Source organism: Mycobacterium sp. IS-1556, from assembly GCF_001499985.1.
Lineage (GTDB): Bacteria > Actinomycetota > Actinomycetes > Mycobacteriales > Mycobacteriaceae > Mycobacterium.
On record NZ_LQIM01000001.1, the window covers coordinates 443,262 to 462,867 of the forward strand.

The 19,606-nt window shown below is 64.7% G+C and carries 15 protein-coding genes and 1 pseudogene; 8 read left to right on the top strand and 8 right to left on the bottom strand.

Annotation, left to right across the window (positions count from 1 at the left end):
• Nucleotides 1-37: 37 nt before the first annotated feature.
• The 8 genes from AU187_RS02140 to AU187_RS02175 all read right to left on the bottom strand — a co-directional run bounded on the left by AU187_RS02140 (nt 38) and on the right by AU187_RS02175 (nt 8,715).
• Nucleotides 38-1,150 (bottom strand): adenylate/guanylate cyclase domain-containing protein, encoded by a 1,113-nt coding sequence (locus tag AU187_RS02140; RefSeq protein WP_059100452.1) that lies wholly within the window; start codon nt 1,148-1,150, stop codon nt 38-40.
• Nucleotides 1,151-1,220: 70 nt separating this feature from the next.
• A complete protein-coding gene (locus AU187_RS02145; protein WP_172800127.1) occupies nt 1,221-1,943 on the bottom strand; it encodes an esterase/lipase family protein in 723 nt (240 codons plus the stop codon).
• Nucleotides 1,944-1,954: 11 nt separating this feature from the next.
• Nucleotides 1,955-3,622, bottom strand: a complete 1,668-nt coding sequence (locus AU187_RS02150) for a PHA/PHB synthase family protein (protein ID WP_059100450.1) — start codon at nt 3,620-3,622, stop codon at nt 1,955-1,957.
• The gene (locus tag AU187_RS02155) at nt 3,619-4,608 is read right to left on the bottom strand and encodes an alpha/beta hydrolase (protein ID WP_059100449.1); all 990 of its coding nucleotides are present in this window, start codon (nt 4,606-4,608) and stop codon (nt 3,619-3,621) included. The genes AU187_RS02150 and AU187_RS02155 overlap by 4 nt, the downstream gene beginning before the upstream one ends.
• Nucleotides 4,609-4,622: 14 nt before the next feature.
• Nucleotides 4,623-6,122, bottom strand: coding sequence for a flavin-containing monooxygenase (locus AU187_RS02160; RefSeq protein ID WP_059100448.1), 1,500 nt, complete (start codon nt 6,120-6,122; stop codon nt 4,623-4,625).
• Nucleotides 6,123-6,142: 20 nt separating this feature from the next.
• A complete protein-coding gene (locus AU187_RS02165; protein WP_059100447.1) occupies nt 6,143-6,529 on the bottom strand; it encodes a RidA family protein in 387 nt (128 codons plus the stop codon).
• Nucleotides 6,530-6,546: 17 nt separating this feature from the next.
• The gene (locus AU187_RS02170) at nt 6,547-7,374 is read right to left on the bottom strand and encodes a phytanoyl-CoA dioxygenase family protein (protein WP_059100446.1); all 828 of its coding nucleotides are present in this window, start codon (nt 7,372-7,374) and stop codon (nt 6,547-6,549) included.
• A 42-nt stretch (nt 7,375-7,416) separates the two neighbouring features.
• Nucleotides 7,417-8,715 (bottom strand): flavin monoamine oxidase family protein, encoded by a 1,299-nt coding sequence (locus AU187_RS02175; RefSeq protein ID WP_059100445.1) that lies wholly within the window; start codon nt 8,713-8,715, stop codon nt 7,417-7,419.
• A gap of 113 nt (nt 8,716-8,828) precedes the next feature.
• On the opposite strand from AU187_RS02175, the gene AU187_RS02180 reads away from it, so the two are divergent.
• From AU187_RS02180 to AU187_RS02215, 8 genes and pseudogenes are all read left to right on the top strand, one after another.
• Nucleotides 8,829-9,479 (top strand): TetR/AcrR family transcriptional regulator, encoded by a 651-nt coding sequence (locus tag AU187_RS02180; RefSeq protein WP_059100444.1) that lies wholly within the window; start codon nt 8,829-8,831, stop codon nt 9,477-9,479.
• Between the two features lie 279 nt (nt 9,480-9,758).
• Nucleotides 9,759-11,270, top strand: coding sequence for an aldehyde dehydrogenase family protein (locus AU187_RS02185; protein WP_059100443.1), 1,512 nt, complete (start codon nt 9,759-9,761; stop codon nt 11,268-11,270).
• Nucleotides 11,271-11,292: 22 nt separating this feature from the next.
• Entirely contained in the window at nt 11,293-12,399 is a 1,107-nt protein-coding gene (locus tag AU187_RS02190; RefSeq protein WP_059100442.1) for an NDMA-dependent alcohol dehydrogenase, read from the top strand.
• A gap of 159 nt (nt 12,400-12,558) precedes the next feature.
• Entirely contained in the window at nt 12,559-13,722 is a 1,164-nt protein-coding gene (locus AU187_RS02195; RefSeq protein ID WP_059100441.1) for an acyl-CoA dehydrogenase, read from the top strand.
• A 376-nt stretch (nt 13,723-14,098) separates the two neighbouring features.
• Nucleotides 14,099-15,634, top strand: a pseudogene (locus AU187_RS02200) (class I adenylate-forming enzyme family protein).
• A 31-nt stretch (nt 15,635-15,665) separates the two neighbouring features.
• Nucleotides 15,666-16,949, top strand: a complete 1,284-nt coding sequence (locus AU187_RS02205) for a saccharopine dehydrogenase family protein (protein ID WP_286131844.1) — start codon at nt 15,666-15,668, stop codon at nt 16,947-16,949.
• 32 nt (nt 16,950-16,981) lie between these two features.
• A complete protein-coding gene (locus tag AU187_RS02210; protein WP_059100438.1) occupies nt 16,982-18,295 on the top strand; it encodes a saccharopine dehydrogenase family protein in 1,314 nt (437 codons plus the stop codon).
• Nucleotides 18,296-18,300: 5 nt separating this feature from the next.
• Nucleotides 18,301-19,590 (top strand): NAD(P)/FAD-dependent oxidoreductase, encoded by a 1,290-nt coding sequence (locus tag AU187_RS02215; protein WP_059100764.1) that lies wholly within the window; start codon nt 18,301-18,303, stop codon nt 19,588-19,590.
• The last annotated feature ends 16 nt before the right edge of the window (nt 19,591-19,606 follow it).

Here is a 19,606-nt window from a genome sequence, read left to right on the forward strand (position 1 = left end):
AGCACAGCAATTCTAGGGACGCTCACTGGAGAGCCGGTTAGCTGCTGCGTTCGGCTCGGAAGAGCTTCACTTCGGCGCTGACGCCTTTGAGCCGTCGCGCGCCTACCGAAACCCAATTCAGGTTGGGCAGGCTGTCGACGGCGTCGCGCGTCGATTCTGTGACGAGTATGGTCCCAGGCTGGGCGCTGGCTGTCACCCGGCTGGCCAGATTGACCGGACTGCCGAACCAATCGCCGGCGCGGGTGACAGCTGATCCGGACGCCAGGCCTATCCGCAAGTCCGGCAATCGGTTTGCTTTCGCTGCATCAGCCAAGTCCAGCACGGCTTGCAGCAGCGGCGCGGCATCCGCGCAGACCAGCATCACAGCGTCGCCAATCGATTTCACGAACCGCACCGGTGTGATCGCCACCTCGTGGGCGAGTTCGGCGAGCCGGCTGGCTATGCGTTCGAGTTCCTCGGCCGGTAGAGCCTCGCCGAGCGATGTGAAACCCGCGAGATCGGCGAAGGCGACGGTGACTGGTCGCGCACCGGGCAGGGAGCCGGCGGCGCGTTCTGCTGCGTTGACGGCCTCCAACGCGAACGAATGTCGTAGTTCCAGACGTAACAGGTCGTCCATCATCGGTCCGATCAGGGGAGCCGCCACCTCGGCCAGTCGCTCGGTCGCCCGCGCCAACTCGATCTCTGAAGACCCAGGCCGCAGCAAGGTTTTCAGGGCAGCTTCCCGCATCATCGCCGCGGCATGCCCCAGGCTCTCCACAAGCACCCGCATGACGGCAACCACGTCGTCGGGGTCATATCCGAGATCCAAGAAGGTCTTTGCGTGCCTCACCGCATCGGCGTCCGCGCGTGGCAGAACAGGCTCGTCGGGGTCGTCGATTCTCGGCATGCCAATGGCACGCTGCAGGCGCTGCACCAAACGCAGCTCTATCCCGGTCGACTCGGAGATTTTGCGCGCGGACACAGAGGTCCCGTCATCGCCAAGTGCGCGGTGCGCGGGCAACATCACGGGCGCTGCAATTGACTCCCGGATCTGCGCGAGACTGAAGCCCTGATCGAGTAACCAGGAGATCAGCTCAGCGCGGTCCTGCCGCGCGGCGCCCTCGAGGCCGTCGAGCAGGCCCAGCGCCTCGAACTCGGCGTCTGCCGCCATGCCGTAAAACTCTATTCGCTAGACGCCGGGGCCGGCGCTGAAGGCGTTTTCCAGGGCCACCTGACCGCGGCTATGCCAGTGCGCGTGCGATTTCGCGGTAGGCGTGCCGGTTGAAGGCCATGCCGAGATGTGTGCCCGGGACTTCGGCGCAGGTCACGTCGTCGGCAACGCATGCCTGCCAGCGCACCACCCCGTCGGTGCGTGAGTAGATCGAGGTGTATCGGACGTTTTCGGGGAACGGTTGGTGGTATCCGCGGGCGAACTCGCATTGGCAGGTGAGGCTGAGGCATCCGAGAGTGCGGCGCTCGGCGTCGCGTCGGGTGAGCGTGTGGCGCATCATCGCTGCGGCTCGTTTGGTCAGGACCGCCACATCCAGCGGGTCTGCGACGGCGCCGGCCAGGGTGATGACATGGGAGATGTGCTCGGGATAGCGCGCAGCCAGCGATCGTGCGTATTGGCCACCGCGGCTGTGCCCGATGACGGCAACGCGTCTGCCTGTGCGCTGGTGCGCGCCGATAACACGGGCGATCATTCGTTGATCGAATGTGCGTCCACAACCGGAGTTGAACAGGATGCCGCAAACGATCGGCTGATAGCCGATTCGGCGCAGAAAGCGCGCCAGCAGCGCCAGCGACTGATCGGAGGCCAGGAAGCCGGGCAGCAGCACCACGGCCCGGCCGTCGCCGTGCGGTACGCCGCGTCCGCGCATGATCGGGTCGGACAGCAGCCGAGCGAGTTCGCCGTACCAGCGCAGTTCGCGCAACGGATGTCCCCACCAAACCTGTTGAGGCACAGGAGTGTCCGTCACTCGAGTCGGCGCTTCACGTAATCGCCAGGTGCGTCGCCGAGCGGCGGATGGGTGTGGCTGCCGAGTACGGCAGGAGCCGGGCGTTTTTCGGGCGTACGTTTGGCGATCCAGTCGTTCCAGTGGTCCCACCAGCTGCCGGCAGTCTCGGTCGAGCCGCTCAGCCATTCGTCGGGTTCGGCCGACGAGGAATCCCCGGTGCGATAGCTGCCCTTCGGCGCGCCGCGTGGGGTTGCGATCGCCACAGCGTGACCTCCGCGGGCGAGCACGAACGTCGTCGCCGCGCCCACCACCGAGCGAGTGCGGTAGCAGTCGCGCCAGGGAGTGATGTGGTCGGTCGACGCGCCCAGCACATAGGTGTCGACGGTCATCTTGCTCAGGTCCAGTGGCAGCCCGAGCACCTCGACCGCGCCGGGAACGGTCAAGCTGTTGCCCAGCGTGATCTCGAGCAGATCGCGGCCAAGCGCGGCGGTCAGGTTGGTTTGGTCGGCCGCCCAGTACAGCATCTCGATCGCGGGGGGACGTTCGCCGAGCAGATAGTTGTTGACGACGTTGGCCCAGATGCCCTCGTTGGGTCGAAGCCACGCGAAGACGGCGGCCGTGTTCAGCCCGTCGAAGTAGCCGGCCCGCTCCGCGCGTTTGATCGCACGGTCGGCAATCTTTCGATCCAGCAGGGCTCCCGGCAGGCCGCCGCGCTCGAAGTCGATCACGGCGATGCCGAGGGTCAGCGTGGCCAGCCGGTCTTGTTGGCCGCACGCCGCCAGGTAGCCGGCGGCTGCCAAAGCGATCAGCCCGCCGCCGCACAAGCCGAGGAGGTGCGACCGGGCGCAACCGCAGATGTCGGCGATGGCATCGAGCATCGTCATGACGCTGCGTACGTAGGCGTCCAGGTCGGCGTCGGCGTGCTGCGGGTCGGGGTTGACCCAGGAGGCGACGAAAACCTGTCGGCCGCGGGCGACTTCGGCCGCGATGACTGAGGTTTTCGGATTCAGGTCGAGCAGGTAGTACTTGTTGACCGGGGAGGCCACCATAAGGACGGGTACCTCGTCGACGCGTTCGGTGGTCGGCTGGTACTGAATCAGTTCGAACAGGTCATTGCGCAACACAACCTTGCCCGGGGTGGCCGCGATGTTCTCGCCGGCAGTGAATTGTGTGGAGTCGACCAGCGCGGGAATCCGTGGCCGCGACCGCATATCGGCGCTCAGGTGGCGCAGTCCGCGAATCCAGCTGGTGGCTCCGGTGTCAATTGCCTGTTTGAGTGACGATGGATTGGCCAGCGGATTGTTGGTGGGGGCAGCGGCCGCGAGCACGTTGTCGACGAATAGGCGAACGCGTTCCTTGGTGCGCCAGTCCACGTCGGCGTCGATGACGATGCGCTCGACGGCCGCACACGAGGCCAGGTAGCTCATCGCCAGCCGACGCATCAAAGGGTTGTCCTGCCAAGCGCGGTCGGTGAATCGCCGATCCGCCGGCGTGTCGGAGCCGCGGGTGATCGATGCGAGGCGACGGGCCAATTCCGTGACTTCCTGTGCCGCCGGACCGGGGCGGCGCACGATGGCCCCAGCCATTCGAAGCAGTTCCGCGGCCGGGATACGGTCGCGCACTGTCTCGAAAGCGGAGGCGGCCAGGACTACGTCGATGCCGGCCGACGCTTCGGGCGCGGTCACGAAACCAGCCACGGAAGCTTCAGAACCCGACGGCCACTCCGTTGCGGCTGGGCCACTGCTCGAAGGTGAATGTCGGATGCACGCGACGGGTCGAGAACGCGCGTCAGAAAGTCCAGTTGATCGGCCAGCGCCTGCTGGCGCCACGGATCGCCGAAGACGTCCAAATGGTCGATGGGATATTCGCGCAGTTGTGCCCAGTATCCGGCCTTTTCGGCCGCGCGGCGCGCCGCGCGGGGAGGTACCACAGCGTCGTTGGTGCCGACCTGCATGAGCATCGGGCAGGCCAGGTGGCTGGCGAATGTGACGGGACGGTTCAGCGCTACCTGGAGCGCGTGGCGGGCGCAGACCTCATTACGCGCGGTCGGCCCGGCCATCGCGTAGTAAGCCTCTTCGGCGCCAGGGGCCGTGATCATCGCCGTCGTCCCAGGCTGCCCCACCACCGGTACAAGATGCGGCGACCGCTTGGTGACGGCACGCGCCATGTCGCGCAATCCATGTCCGGTCAGCCGTGCCAGCAGACCGCCTCCACCTTGCCGCAGTATCCGCGCCAGCGTCGCACGCCCGTCCATGGCGGGGTTCATCGAAACGGTCGCTGCGATGTGTGGGTCCTGCGCCGCGACCGCGATGACGTGTCCGCCGCCGTACGAATATCCCCACAATGCAATGCGATCCGAGTCGACGCCGGGCAGGTGCCGCGCGGCCGCGATGGCAGCGTGGTAGTCCTGCCGCTGACGGATGACCGAAACGTCCTGGCGTGGTAAGCCTTCGGAGTCGCCGAATCCGCGATAGTCGAAGACCAGTGCGTCGATTCCGGCAGCGGCGAAGGGCTCGGCATAGTCCAGCAGGCCGCTGTCGCGGGTGCCGCCGAAGCCGTGGCCCATGACCACGCACGGCCGGCCGTCGGCGTCGGCCAGTGCGTCGGTAGTGGCGGGTACGTGCCAGGCGGCGCAGCTGACGCCGTGGCTGGGAAACGTGAAATCCTTCATTGTGGTTCTCCCATTCACGACATCAGCACTGCCGGCTTGGCGGGCGTGAACTTCAACGCGTCATCCTCGACCGGGCCCTCACGCAGCCGTTCGGCGTCCATTTCGTACGCGTGCTTGAACGCCCACGGGCCGCTGGTTCCTCCGCGCGGGAACTTCGCGATCGCCCGCTGGACATAGCCCGAGCTCATGTCCATCGCCGGCACGCGCTCCATGTGCGGATCGTCGAGTACCGGCTCGACGGTGCCATAGCCATGGGCATCCATGTAGTCGAGCAGCCGGCAGAAGTGTTCGCAGACCAGGTCCACCTTCAGCGTCCAGGAGATGTTCGTATAGCCCACGGCGAATGCGAGGTTGGGCACACCGGAAAGCATCATCGCCTTGTAGATCGTGGTGTCCGGCAGATGCACATGCCGTCCGTCGACGCTGAGCGTAATCTTGCCAAACGGCACCATGTTGAGTCCCGTTGCGGTGATGACGATGTCGGCGGCCAACTCCTGACCAGACTCCAGCAGGATGCCGGTCTTGGTGAAGCGAGTGATCCGGTCGGTGACGACCGAGGCGCGCCCGGTCGAGAGCGTCTTGAACAGATCGCCGTTGGGCACCATGCACAGCCGCTGGTCCCACGGGTCGTAGCGCGGGGTGAAGTGCGTGTCGACGTCGAAGTGCTTGGGAAGCTGGCGAGCCACATTGGCGATCAGCAGACGGCGCATCAGCTTCGGTGCGCGCTTGCAAGCCTTGAAGAGTCCGCGGGCCAGCGCGATGTTCTTACGCCGCACAATGTTGTACGCGCGCTCATGGCCGATCAGCTTGTTCAGTCTGTTGGCGATCGGGTCCTCGGCGGGAATCGTGAACACGTAGCTCGGCGAGCGTTGCAGCATCGTGATGTGGCTCGCCTTGTCGGCCATCGACGGAATCAGTGTGACAGCCGTTGCGCCGCTGCCGATGACGACGATGCGCTTTCCGGTGTAGTCGAGGTCGTCCGGCCAGTGCTGCGGGTGCACGATCTGGCCCTCGAAGTCCCCGACACCGGCGAACTCGGGTGTGAACCCAGTCTCGTAGTCGTAGTACCCGGTGCCCAGGAACAGGAACTGCGCCGTGAAAGTCGTTGTGCCGTTCGCGGACTGCGTAGCGGTGACTGTCCACCGTCCCGCTGACGAGTCGAACTCCGCGCTGAGCACTCGATAGCCGAATCGGATGTGCTCGGCCAGGCCGTTCTCGGTGACGGTCTGCTGCAAATAGTCCAGGATGATGTGTCCGTCGGCGATCGACTTGCGGTGTGTCCACGGCTTGAAGCTGTAGCCGAAGGTGGGCATGTCCGAGTCCGATCGGATGCCGGGGTACTGGAACAGACTCCACGTGCCGCCGATCGAGTCGCGTCCCTCCAACACGGCGAACGAGGTGCCCGGTCGGCGAGTCTTGAGGTGATAGGCGGCGCCGATGCCGGAGATCCCGGCGCCGACAATGAGGACGTCGAAGTCCGTCGTCTGCGTATGGCTGGTCGTCGTGGTCGGCATTGGGGCACTCCTGGAGGTCTCTAGTGGTTCATCCGGGCCGTGACTTGGATCTCGACCAGCGCTCCCGGAACGGCTAATTCGGAAATCCCGATGGCTGTCCACGCCGCATGCGGCGGGGTCATGAATTCGTCCTTGACGGCGGCGAACGCATGTTGGTGGGCCTGCAGCCCCACGTGGTAAGTCGTCATCTCGGTCACGTCTGCGAACGTGAGTTCCGCCTCCTCCAGCAGCCCGCGCAGGTTCTCGAAGGCCAACGTGAACTGTTGCGTCGGATCCCGGGGGACGGTCAGATCGGGACGCAGACCGATCATTCCCGAGCACCGTAGGTAGTCGCCGTCGATCACCGCGGGCGCGAAGTGGTAGGCGTCGTAGATCGGTTTCATCCATGCCGGGACGACTTCTTTCATGGCAGCGTCTCCGTCAGTCAGCGCAGTTGGGCGAAATAGCTGGATCGGTACGGGTCGCCCGGGGTCAGCGACGGGTCGTTGAGCGTGCTCGCATCGGCGCCGTAGTTCGGCTTCTTGTCGGGCAGTGGCCGGTAGAACAGCTTGTCGCCGAAGAACCGCAGTACCAATGTGTGGCGCGTCGGGCAGGTTGGCGTCACCGGTGCGCCGCCATGCAGGGTGCCAGAGTGGAACACGAGCGCATCGCCCGGCGCGATATCCCAGGAGACGACGTCCCACGACGTCGGGTCTTGCCTGCGTTCGGCCTCGATGTCCGGCAGCCGCGGAAAGAAGTCGCCGCCCCAGGCCGGCGCCGTGGGATCGGTTGGATCGAGGTAGGAGGTGCCGTCGTATTGGGTGCCGAGATGTGAGCCCCGCACGATTTCCAGCGCATTCTCCTTGGGAAGCCGCTCGAAACTGATCCAGATGTTCAGCAGGTGCGGGCCGTTCGCCGGCATGTACGAGGTGTCTTGGTGCCACGGTGACCGTCCGGCTTTCCCTCCCGACTTGATGAACAGCTCTTCGCCGAGGAACCACACGTGCTGCGAGTCCCACAGGGAGGCAACGAACTCGTCGAGCCCGAGTTCCTTGATGAGCGCCAGGTACTGCTCGACGTTGGCAGGGTTGCCGTACTCGTTGAAGTGCTCGTCGTCCGTGCCCGCGTAGACCTTGCTGGCCTGGCCCGGGTGGGCGATGCCGTAGTCAAAGCATTGGCGTGCGCGCTGAAGCTGTTCGGGCGTGAACATTTCGCGTACAACGAGGGCGCCGTCATTCGCGAAGTCGCGCTTCATCTGTTCGGTCACCCGCATATTCATTCTCCTTCGCATGCCCATCTGATTCGCGTCTGTTCACTAAGGACGGTCGTCGAGCGCCGCAACAACAGTCCGCGCCGCGCTTGCCCCGGTGCTCATGGCGCCTTCGATCGCGCCGGCTTCCATTCCTGCGATGTCGCTTCCCGCGAAGTGGATTCGCCCATGCGGCCTTCGCAGTAGCGGAGCACCATTGGTGAAATGTCCCGGCCGGTGCACCATCCACCCGCCCTTGGAGAACTCGTCGGTGGCCCAGTCGTGGCTGGCCGTGTTGAGCACCTCGATGTCCGGGACGAATGTCCGCAGCGCCGCCTGTACGGCGTCCCGGTCGGCGGCGTCGATGGCCGCGGCCACGGAGCACAGGCACATGATGAAGGTGTCGCCGTCGGCGTGGTACTCGACCCTCGCGGCGTTGATCGGATTCTTGCCGACCGGCGCCACTGCCTGGAAAGGCGCGAGCTCGCCTTTGGCTCTGACCCAGATCTTCGAGGCCATGATTGGGTTCTTCTGGTCGATCATCGTGCGCGCGGCCGGCGGAACGTCGGGGGTGATGGTGATCTCGCCCAGGGTGTTGAGTGGCACCGCAATGACCGCTGCGCGCGTCCGGAGCTTCTCGCCTGCGCGGGTGGTCACGGTGACACTTTCGCCGTCATCGTCGACGGAAGCGACGGGCGTGGACAGGCGCAGTAGCGCGTTGGACTCGGCGGCGATGGCGTCGATGAGCCGCTTGGTGCCACCCTCGATGGGCCACACACCGGCGGTCTCGAAGAATGCGGCATAACTTCCGAAATAGGTTGCCGCACTGCAGAGGAACTGCGCGACGCCGTGCTCCCTGTTCGCGGTGACCAGGCTGGCGATCGCCCCGTCGAGCAGATCCCGCTCGTATGCGGACAGCTCTAGCGAGGCCATCCGGTCCTCGAGCGTCTCGCTCTCGATGGCACTGGCATCGACTGCATTGACGTCGAAGGGCAGCGGGAACTGGACTCGTGCGTCTGCGAAGAACCGACTCATCAGGGGATCGACGGCAGTGGCGTAGTCGTCCGGGGTGCCGGCATGCGTGGCGCCGTCGGCGAGCCAGTACACCGTCTGTGGTTCCAGAGGAACCGCCAGGGGAATGTTGTGGCGCTCGAGTTCGTGCCACATGGTCGGCTGGGTCCAGTGGACATAGGCGCCGCCGAACTCGACCGGGCGGTCGAAGGCTTCCCCGGTATACGTCCGGCCACCGATCCGGTCGCGGGCTTCGAGGAGGAGCACCGAACGGCCGGTGACGCTGAGGTCTCGTGCTGCGATCAGTCCGGCGAAGCCGGCGCCGATCACCACGACGTCATAAGTTTCGGCCAAGGGTGTTTTTCCGTTCTGTTGACATATCGAACATCGATCCGATTTCGAGTCGCATTCGAGTTTAGGCCACGATCCCGCCGAACGGAAGAGGAAAAGTGATACGATCTCGAATCATGTTCGAGACTAGGCGGCCGGTTCAGATACCCGCCCGGCCAGCGCCGGTGCAGCGGCGAGGGATCGAGCGAGTGCAGGCGATCCTCGACGCCGCCGAGTCGCTACTCGAAGAGCACGGCTACGAGGCCGCGACGCTCAAGGCGATCAGCGATCGGGCCGGTATCCCGATCGCGTCGGTGTACCACTACTTCGCCGACCGTCATCAGGTCGACGCCGAAGTCGTGCAGCGCCATCTCAGCGAGCTCGACGCGCGTCTTGCCGCAGCGATGGACAAGCCCAAGCTGCGCACGTTGCGCGAAGCCGTCGACGCGGGCGTCGATACGTACCTGGACTACTTCCGTGAGCATCCGGCCTTTCTCCAGTTGTGGTTCGCAGGTCGCGGCCCGATACTCAACGAACTGGCACTCGCATTCGACGAATCGCAGGCGAAGCGATTCTGGGCCTTTCTCATAGACCAGAACCTCCTTCGTGCCGATACGCCGGAGCTCGTCGCGCAGCTGGCATTCGAGGCCGGCAACCGACTTTTCGACGTTGCGTTCCGGTTCACCCCGGCCGGCGACGATGAGACGATCGATGAAGCGCGACGTCTCATCACCGCCTATCTGGAGACGTACGCGAAGCAGCGTCGGCGAAAGACCGCGGCGTCGTAATCGGATTCCGCCGGAGCTTCCCCACCTAACCCGTTGGGCTGCAGGTTGTTCCGACTCAATCGATCGTTGACCGAATGTGGAACGGGCGGGCATTGACATCATTCAGCACGCGGCATAAACTCGATCCCGATTCGACATCGATATAGAACACCCCCGCTGGACGCCGGTTCGGTCATGAACGGTTGATGACGTGACTGGACAACTCGGCGCGGGTGACCGGGGGGCACTCAGCCGGATCGTTGCCCGGGCGCGGGTGAGATTCGAGACGGAAGGCCGCACATGACATCGCTCGCCGACTATCCAATCCACGATGACATCCGATCGTTCTTGAACGGCGGGCCGAAGAAGCTCCTCATCGACGGCGATTGGGTCGATGCGGTTTCGGGCCGAACCTTTCCGACCTACGACCCCGCCACCGGCCATGCGCTGGTCGAGGTGGCCCACGCAGAACGTGGAGACATCGATCGGGCCGTGCGGGCCGCTCGCCGCGCATTCGACGTGGGTCCGTGGCAGTGGATGAAGCCGAACGAACGCGAGCGGTTGCTGTGGCGGGTCGGCGACATGATCTCAGCGCGCGCCGAGGAATTCGGCCAGCTCGAGGCTTTGGACAACGGCAAGTCCGCGGGCATTGCGACGACCGTGGACGCGAGCTGGTCGGCGGATGTGTTCCGCTACTACGCCGGTTGGGCGACGAAGATCGAGGGATCGACACCTAGCGTGTCGATGCCGTTCGCGCCCGGTGCGCAGTTCCACGCCTACACGCTGCGGGAGCCGGTCGGTGTGTGCGGGCTCATCGTGCCGTGGAACTTCCCACTCCTCATGGCCACGTGGAAGCTGGCGCCGGCCCTCGCCGCGGGCAACACGGTGGTGCTCAAACCTGCTGAGCAGACGCCGTTGACGGCGCTGCTGCTCGGCGAGCTTTTCACCGAGGCAGGATTCCCGCCAGGCGTAGTCAACATCGTCACCGGCTTCGGTGACGCCGGTGCCGCACTTGCCGCGCACGACGCCGTTGACAAGATCGCCTTCACCGGATCGGCGGAAGTCGGCAAGCGTGTCCTCGAGGCTGCGAAGGGCAACCTCAAGAAGGTGTCCCTCGAACTGGGCGGCAAGAGTGCGAACGTCGTTTTCGCCGACGCCGAATTTGGCCCTGCTGTCGAAGGATCGGTGAACGCATGGCTGTTCAACCACGGCCAATGCTGCGTCGCGGGGACCCGGCTGCTTGTGGAAGACAAGATCTTCGACGAGTTCACCGGTGCCGTCGCCGAGGCCGCAAGCCAGGTGACGATCGGGCCTGGCCTCGACCCGACTACGCAGCTCGGCCCACTGGTAGACCAGGACCAATTCGACAGAGTCACCGGCTACCTGCTGGAGGGCCTTGCCGACGGGGCACGGGCACTCACGGGCGGGAAGCGTTGGGGCGAGACGGGCTACTTCGTCGAACCGACGGTATTCGTTGATGTGCGACCGGAATTCAGCGTCGTGCGTGAGGAGATCTTCGGCCCCGTCGTGGCGGCCATGCCATTCAACGCCGACGACAGTATCGCGAAAGCGATCGCAGCAGCGAATGATTCGATCTACGGGCTGGCCGCGGGGGTGTGGACCCGCGATATCTCCAAGGCGCACAGGGCGGCTCGCCTGCTGAAGGCCGGCTCAGTCTGGGTCAACCAGTACAACGGCTTCGACACCGCGATGCCCTTCGGTGGATACAAGCAGTCCGGGTGGGGACGGGAACTAGGTGCGTCCGCGATCGACTTGTACACCCAGACCAAAGCCGTCAACGTCGCCCTCTGATCTTTGCACGAAGGAGATTCCAATGAAAACCACAGCCGCGGTACTTCTAGAGACGGGCAAGCCATTCGAGATCATCGAGCTCGAGCTCGACGGTCCTGGTGAAGGCGAAGTACTGATCAACTACACCGCCGCCGGTCTGTGTCACTCCGACCTGCATCTCACCGATGGTGACCTACCACCCCGGTTCCCGATCGTTGGCGGGCACGAGGGGGCCGGCATCATCGAAGACATCGGCCCCGGTGTCACCAAGGTCAAACCCGGTGACCACGTCGTGTGCAGTTTCATCCCGAGCTGCGGCCACTGCCGGTACTGCTCGACCGGCAGACAGAGTCTGTGCGACATGGGGGCCACGATCCTCGAGGGCTGCATGCCCGACGGAACATTCCGATTTCACGGCGGTGGCCAGGATTTCGGTGCGATGTGCATGCTCGGAACCTTCGCCAAGAAGGCCACGATCTCCCAGCATTCGGTCGTCAAGATCGACGATTGGCTACCGCTGGAGACCGCGGTGCTGGTCGGCTGCGGTGTGCCGACGGGGTGGGGAAGCGCGACCTACGCCGGAAATGTTCGTCCGGGGGACATCACCGTCGTCTACGGCATCGGCGGCATCGGAATCAATGCCGTCCAAGGGGCCGCACACGCCGGCGCCAAGTACGTCATCGTCGTCGACCCCGTGGCGTTCAAGCGCGAAACCGCACTGAAGCTGGGAGCGACACACGCATTCGCCACGGCTTCAGAGGCCGCCGAGAAGGTGAACGAATTGTCATGGGGCCAAGGCGCGGACCAGGCCATCGTCACCGTCGGCGTCGTCGACGAAGAGGTCGTTACGGCCGCATTCGACATCACCGGCAAGGGCGGCGCGGTCGTCGTCGCGGGCCTGGCCAACCCCGAGAAGCTGACGATCCACGTCTCCGGCATGATGCTGACCCTCAACGAAAAGACCATCAAGGGAACGCTGTTCGGGTCCGCCAATCCGCAATATGACATCGTGCGGCTGCTGCGACTCTATGACGCCGGCCAGGTGAAGCTCGACGAACTCATCACGACGAAATACCGCCTCGAGGACGTCAACCAGGGCTACCAGGACTTGCGCGACGGCAAGAACATTCGCGGCGTCATCGTTCACTGACATGGCTGACGTCAACGCTGTTTCATTCGCCGAACTAACGCCGCTCACGTTCCTGCACCGATCAGCGCGGATGTTCCCTGACAAGTCTGCCATCGTCCACGGCGACCGACGGATCACCTACCGAGAGTCGCGACCGGCGCACAGCACCCTCTGTCCACAATGACTACACAAGGAGATTCGATGTTCGATCTGTTTCAGTTGCCTGAGGAGCATCAAGAGCTGCGAGCGGCGATTCGCGCATTGGCGGAGAAGGAAATCGCACCATACGCTGCCGATGTCGACGAGAACGCCCGCTTCCCACACGAGGCGCACGACGCACTGAACGCCGCCGGCTTCAACGCAGTCCATGTCCCGGAGGAATATGGCGGGCAGGGAGCGGATTCGGTGGCGGCCTGCATCGTCATCGAAGAGATTGCGCGTGTTGACACCTCGGCCTCGCTGATCCCGGGGGTCAACAAGCTGGGCACCATGGGCTTGATCCTGCGCGGCTCCGAGGAGTTGAAGAAGCAGGTTCTCACGGAGGTCGCGGCCGGGGCGATGGCGTCGTACGCGCTATCCGAACGCGAGGCCGGCAGCGACGCCGCCTCGATGCGCACCCGCGCCAAGGCCGACGGCGATGACTGGATTCTCAACGGTGCCAAGTCCTGGATCAGCAACGGCGGCCAATCGACGTGGTACACGGTGATGGCAGTCACCGAGCCGGATAAGGGCGCCAACGGGATATCGGCGTTCATGGTGCACAAAGACGATGAAGGCTTCGCCGTCGGGCCGAAGGAAAAGAAGCTGGGCATCAAGGGCAGCCCGACCACCGAACTGTACTTCGAGAATTGCCGGGTGCCTGGGGATCGGATCATCGGTGAGCCAGGCACCGGTTTCAAGACCGCACTGGCCACCCTTGATCACACCCGACCGACTATCGGTGCGCAGGCGGTCGGCATCGCGCAGGGCGCATTGGATGCGGCGCTGGAATACACCGGCAACCGCAAACAGTTCGGCAGATCCATCAGCGATTTTCAGGCAGTGCAGTTCATGCTGGCCGACATGGCGATGAAGGTGGAGGCCGCCCGGCTGATGGTGTACACGGCGGCGGCGCGCGCCGAGCGGGGCGAGTCGAATCTGGGCTTCATCTCCGCAGCGAGCAAGTGCTTTGCCTCCGACGTTGCCATGGAGGTGACCACCGACGCGGTGCAGCTGTTCGGCGGAGCCGGGTACACCACCGACTTCCCGGTCGAGCGCATGATGCGCGACGCCAAGATCACCCAGATCTATGAGGGAACCAACCAGATCCAGCGTGTCGTGATGTCGCGCGCTTTACTGCGCTGAAGCGAAACATCTACGGCTTTCGAGGGGGATTGACACCGGTGATCGAAGCCCCTAAACTCGAACCCGAGTCGAGATTGGCCCAGAGTCAAAGAACCGCGCCGCGGCTGGGCGACCAAGAATGCCGTTCTCCCGAACGCTCGTTCGTGCACAAAGAGTTTCAACAATCCAAAACAACGACAATTGTTCGTACACGGACAGAAGGTCGGTGAAACCATGCCATATGTCGCCCCTGTCGCAATCCTCCTTCTGGTGCTGTCTCCGGTGCTCATACCGCTGATGATCGGCGCATTACACGCCGGCGCTGGCGCAAGGAAGCGCGCTGAGCGATCGAGTGAGGGCAATCGCCCCCGGCTCGCGGGACGGACTCAGTGACGCCATGCCCGGCCCAGTCATCGAAATACCGCGCGCGCGCAATACCTTTCCGCAGTCGAATCTGACGCGCGACACGAATGGAATCGCACACTACATCGATGTGCCTGCAACGCTTCTGGACATGCTGCGTGTGCATGTCGACGCGCGACCCGACGCCGAAGCCGTCGTCGAACTCGGCGGGACCCGGCTGACCTACGCGCAGCTGTGGCAGCAGGCGTCGCGGGTGGCCGGGGGACTGCGCGCCCACGGCGTAGAGCGCGGGGATCGGGTCGCGGTGCGATATCCCGCGGGCGTGAACTGGGTGCTTTCTTTCTGGGGCATCGTCCTGGCTGGGGGCATCGCGGTCCTGGTCAATACGCGATCAGCCCAGCCTGAAGTCGACTACGTCCTCAGCGACGCCGGTGTGAAGGCCGATCTCAGCGCTGACACCGCATTGCCCGACGGCGACCCCTACGTCGCCGACGGCCTCACCGCCACAGACGTTGCCGCCATGTTTTACACCTCGGGAACCACCGGACGACCTAAAGGCGTCCCGACCACCCACTAAGCATTTATCACCAACGCCGAGAACATGATCCGCTGCCTGGGGATGCCAAGCGATGTCGGGCAGGGTCTGCGCACGCTGATCTCCGTGCCGCTCTTCCATGTGACGGGCTGCAATTCGCAGTTGCTTGTCGCCGCCTACGTCGGCGGCGCGTCGGTGATCATGCCCGCACTCGACTTGGCGAAGCTGGTCGAAACGCTCTCGGCAGAGCAGATCTCATTGCTCGTGACGGTGCCCGCGGTGTACGCCATGCTGCTGCGGCACCCGAGTTTCGCCGCCGCCGACGTGTCCTCGGTGCGTGCCGTCGCATACGGTGGCGCCCCGATCGCACCGTCGCTGGTGCAATCGTTGAAGGCGGCGTTCCCACAGGCAAAGGTCATGAACGGTTACGGCATGACCGAGACGGCGTCATTGCTTACCGTCCTTCCCGACCAGGATGCGGCCGAGCACGCGGATTCCGTCGGATACGCGGTGCCCTCGGTGGATATCGGCGTGATACCGATCGGCGACGACCCGAGCACAGGCGAATTGGTGGTGCGCGGGGCCAACGTGACCACCGGCTACTGGAACAGGGCCGACGCCACGGCGGAAGCGATCGTGGGCGGCTGGCTGCACACCGGCGACGTGGTTCGCGTGGACGAGGCCGGACGCGTACACATCATCGATCGGACCAAAGACATCATCAATCGTGGCGGAGAGAACGTGTCGAGTGTGGAGGTCGAAGCGGTGCTGCTGTCGGCTCCCGGTGTTGCTGACGCCGCCGTCCTGGGCGTGCCCGACGAGGTGATGGGCGAGAAGGTCGGCGCCGTACTGTCCGCGGACCGCTCCGGCATCGACATCGCGGCGGTGATCGCTCATTGCCGAAACCAGCTGGCTGACTTCAAGGTTCCGCAGTACGCGGTAGTCGTGGATGACGCGTTGCCGCGCAACGCCGCAGGCAAGCTGCTGAAGAACCAACTACGCGACCACGTCCAGTGGGGCGCTGCGCTGCGCTAGTCAGCAACCAGTCACTCGAGGAGAATGCACAATGCCGGAAACAGAGGCCATGGCCACCAAACGAATCGTCTTCATCGGCGCGGCAGGAGAGATGTGCCGGCTGGCCATCGAACGGTTCGCCGTCGCCGGCGGGAACTGGGAGCTGGCACTTTACGACATTCGTCCCGAGCTCCTCGATCGGCTGGTGCAGCGGCTGCCGTCCGGGCTGGCGACCGCCGCACGGCTGGATCTTTACGACGCCGAGGGGCTTCGCAATGCCATCGAGGGCGCCGCGCTCGTGGTGCTCGGTGCCGGTCCGTACAACCGGACCGCGGGCCCCGTGATGGAGGCGTGTCTGGCGGCCAAGGTGCCGTATCTGGATTTCGACGACGACATCGAGAGCACTCTGCATGCACTGTCGTTGGATGACGATGCCCGAGCCGCCGGTGTGCCGATGTACATCGGCTGCGGTGCATCGCCCGGTATCACCAACGTACTGGTCGCCGACGCGACCGACGAGCTGGACACCGTCGAGAACATCGATGTGTACTGGGTCGTCGGCGACGAGCGTGGATCCATCGGTCGCGCCGTTCTCGACCATATGCTGCGCGTCGCTGCCGGCCCCTGCATGACCTGGGAGAACGGTGGACCGGTAATGCACCAGTCCTTCGTGGAAACCCGCTGGACCGAGCTGGGTGGCGGTCTCGGGTTGACGATGGTGCACGAGACCGCCCACCCGGAGCCGGTGACCTTGCCGCGAAAGTATCCGAACGCCAAAAACATTCGCTGCTTCGGTGGTTTGGACCCGGCGCCCTACAACGGCCTTGTCCGCGGTGTCGGGCTGGCCGTGCAGAAGGGCCAGATGCCGATGGACGAAGCCATCGACTTCCTGGAAGACCTGCTGACCAACAAGTTCGGCAGCGTGAAAGGCTGGAGACACGCCTTGGCCGGATTGCGAAATCTGGTGCGTACGGGGGAGGTGACGCGTACCGAGCTGATCAAGTTCCTTGCCCTGTCGGCGGCAGGCCGCACCTTCCGCTACAAGGCCGGTCTGAAGGTCGAGGTGACCGGCCTCCGCGACGGCCTGCCGACGGTTGTCAGCCGTCGTACCCCGGTTAGCGGGCCCGGCACCTACCTGTTCACCGATATGGCCGCCGCGACCGGAACAGCTTGCGCCGCATTCATGTTGGTGGCCCTCGACGAGGAACCGGGAACCCGTGCAGGTGTGTTCACGCCCGAGCAATGGGCTGAGCCGGAGCAGTTCTACAAGGCCTTGCAACGTGTCGGCACCCCCCGCGACGAGATCCTCGACAATTCGGTTACACAAAGTCATTGACACCGTGTAAGTACAGCCAATAGGATAGTGCCATGCCCACTGCAAAGAGGATCGTGTTCATTGGAGCGGCCGGTGAGATGTGCCGTGTCGCGATTGACCGTTTCGCGAAGACGGCCGGCGCCATGGACTGGAAGCTGGAGTTGTATGACATCCGGCCAGAAGCCCTCGACGCCCTGGTCAAGGGTTTGCCCGCCGGGTCGGCGACAGTAGGCTCGTTCGACCTGTTCGACGGCGCGGCGCTGCGTGACGCGATCGACCGCGCCGCACTCGTCGTGCTCGGCGCCGGCCCGTACAACCGCACCGCAGAGCCGGTCATGGAGGCGTGCATCGAGAAGCGGGTGCCCTATCTGGACCTCGATGACGACGAGGCGAGCACGCGTGCGGCGATGGAGCTCGATGCCCGGGCGAAGGACGCCGGCGTGCCGATCCTCATCGGCTGCGGTGCGTCACCCGGGTTTACCAATGTGATGGCGGCCGATGCGGCACGCGATGTCGACACAGTCGAACGCATCGATGTGTGCTGGGTGACGGGTGATGAGGGCCCGGTCCCGTTTGGGCGTGCGGTCCTCGATCACGCGATTCGGGGGTTTGCCGGTCCTTGCCAGACCTGGGAGCACGGGCGCGCGGTCACCCATCAGACCTTTCTGGAGACGGATGTGTTCGCGCTGGGCAATACCCTTGGCGATTCCTATCGTCTTTACGAGTGCGCGCATCCGGAGCCCGTCACGATGCCGCGGCGCTGGCCGGGCGCAGACCGGATTCGGGTGCTGGGTGCGCTCGATCCGCCCCCCACCAACGGCATCATGCGTGGCGTCGCAGTGGCCGTGCAGGAGGGCAAGATTTCGATGGACGAAGCCATCGACTTCATCAACGACCTCCTGACCGACAAGACCGGCTCACCCAAGGTGTGGAGGCACGCGTTGTCGGGGCTGTGGGGCACGATTCGCCGTGGAGAGATCAGCGCGGCCGAGGTGGTGAAGTTTCTGGCGACGTCGGCGGCTCGCAAGCACCCCCCGTTCCGCGGGACCAACTATGTGCGAGTGACCGGCAAACGCGATGGGAAGCAGGTGGTTTCGGTGCGGCGCGCACCTGTGAGTGGGCCCGGTACCGCCTGGACCACGATGGCATCGCTCACTGGTGCGGCTACCGCCGCGTTCATGGCGTTAGCGATCGACGAACTGGGCGGACAGTCAGGAGTCTTGGCGCCGGAGGACTGGGCCAACCCGGAGACGTTCTACGAGGCACTCGCAGCCACTGGCGGGTCACCACTGCATGAGGTCGTCGAGGCAGTGGTCACACCGAGCACAGCAGTGACCTCGCCGCGGGCGAGCGTCACCGGTTCGTGACAATCATGGAACTCTTGACGGAAACCGGTTGGGCCGAGCTGCCCACCAGGGGTGAGCCTGCGCTTGCCGAGGACGTGACGTGTGACGTCGCCGTCATCGGAGGCGGCGTCGGCGGGATGACCGCAGCGCTGCGCCTGGCCGAGTCCGGTGCCGACGTCGTGCTGCTCGAAGCCGAGACCTGCGGGTGGGGCGCGAGCTCACGCAACGCGGGCTACGTCACCAACTCGATCGCGGCCGACCCGGCACTGCTGGCACTGCTGTTCCGCCGCAGTAAGGTCCGCGCGCTGTTCCAATTTGCCGAAGCCGCGGTGGAATTCACCCAGGATGCGATCGAGAAGCATTCCATCGCTTGCGATTTCGAGAAGGTCGGCATCGTGCAGGCCGCGGTTTCGAAGGGCCAGCTCCGCAAGGCGCGACGCAACGCAAAGATCATGGCGGAAGCAGGGTCGTCGGCCGAGTTCGTCGACGGACGAGACGCGGGCCTCCCCGAGGGCTTCCTCGGCGGCATGCGAGAGGGCGTCGGCGGAATCTTGAACCCGGCGAAATATGTCCTCGGACTGCGCGACGCCGTCTTGTCCTCGGGCGCGCGCGTATTCGAGCACAGTCCCGTTCGAAACGTCACCGACAGCGGCACCGGCGTGACCATCGAGACCACCAACGGTCGCGTGCACGCCAAGCAGGCGCTGCTCACCGCCAACGCCTACAACAAGAACCTCTCGATCACGCCTCGTCGGCTGGTGTCCCCGGTGTGGACCTCATTGGTGGAAACCGAGCCGATCGCCCCCGAACGCCTGGACGCCATCGGCTGGACCAGTCGCGCACCGATGGTGACCGCACACATGATCTTGGAGAGCTACCGGGTTACCTCGCGGAATACGATCGTGTTCGGCACCCGGCGCCTTGAGACCACCAAGGGACCGCTTCTCGCGCGCACCCCGTCCACGCCAGTCGTCAACGACCTTGTCCGCGGTTTCCGTGAGCGCTTTCCCGGGCTTCACGACGTCTCGCCGCAACAGGCTTGGGGCGGCTGGATCGGAATGAGTTCCACTTGGTTGCCCGTGGCCGGCGAGGCGTCGCCCAATGTGTTGTATTCGTTGGCGTGCAACGGGCACGGATTCGCCCAAGCTCAATACGTCGGCCACCTGCTCGCCGGAAAAATCTCCGGGGAATCGATGCCTGCGGACCTGCAGACCATCTGGCACACCGGCGCATTCTGGCCCAGCTTCGTCAGCCAGCCGGCGTTGACCCTCGGGTGGTTCGCCGATCGGGTTTTCGATCGGCTGGCCCGCGTATAACAGCCCACCACCATCA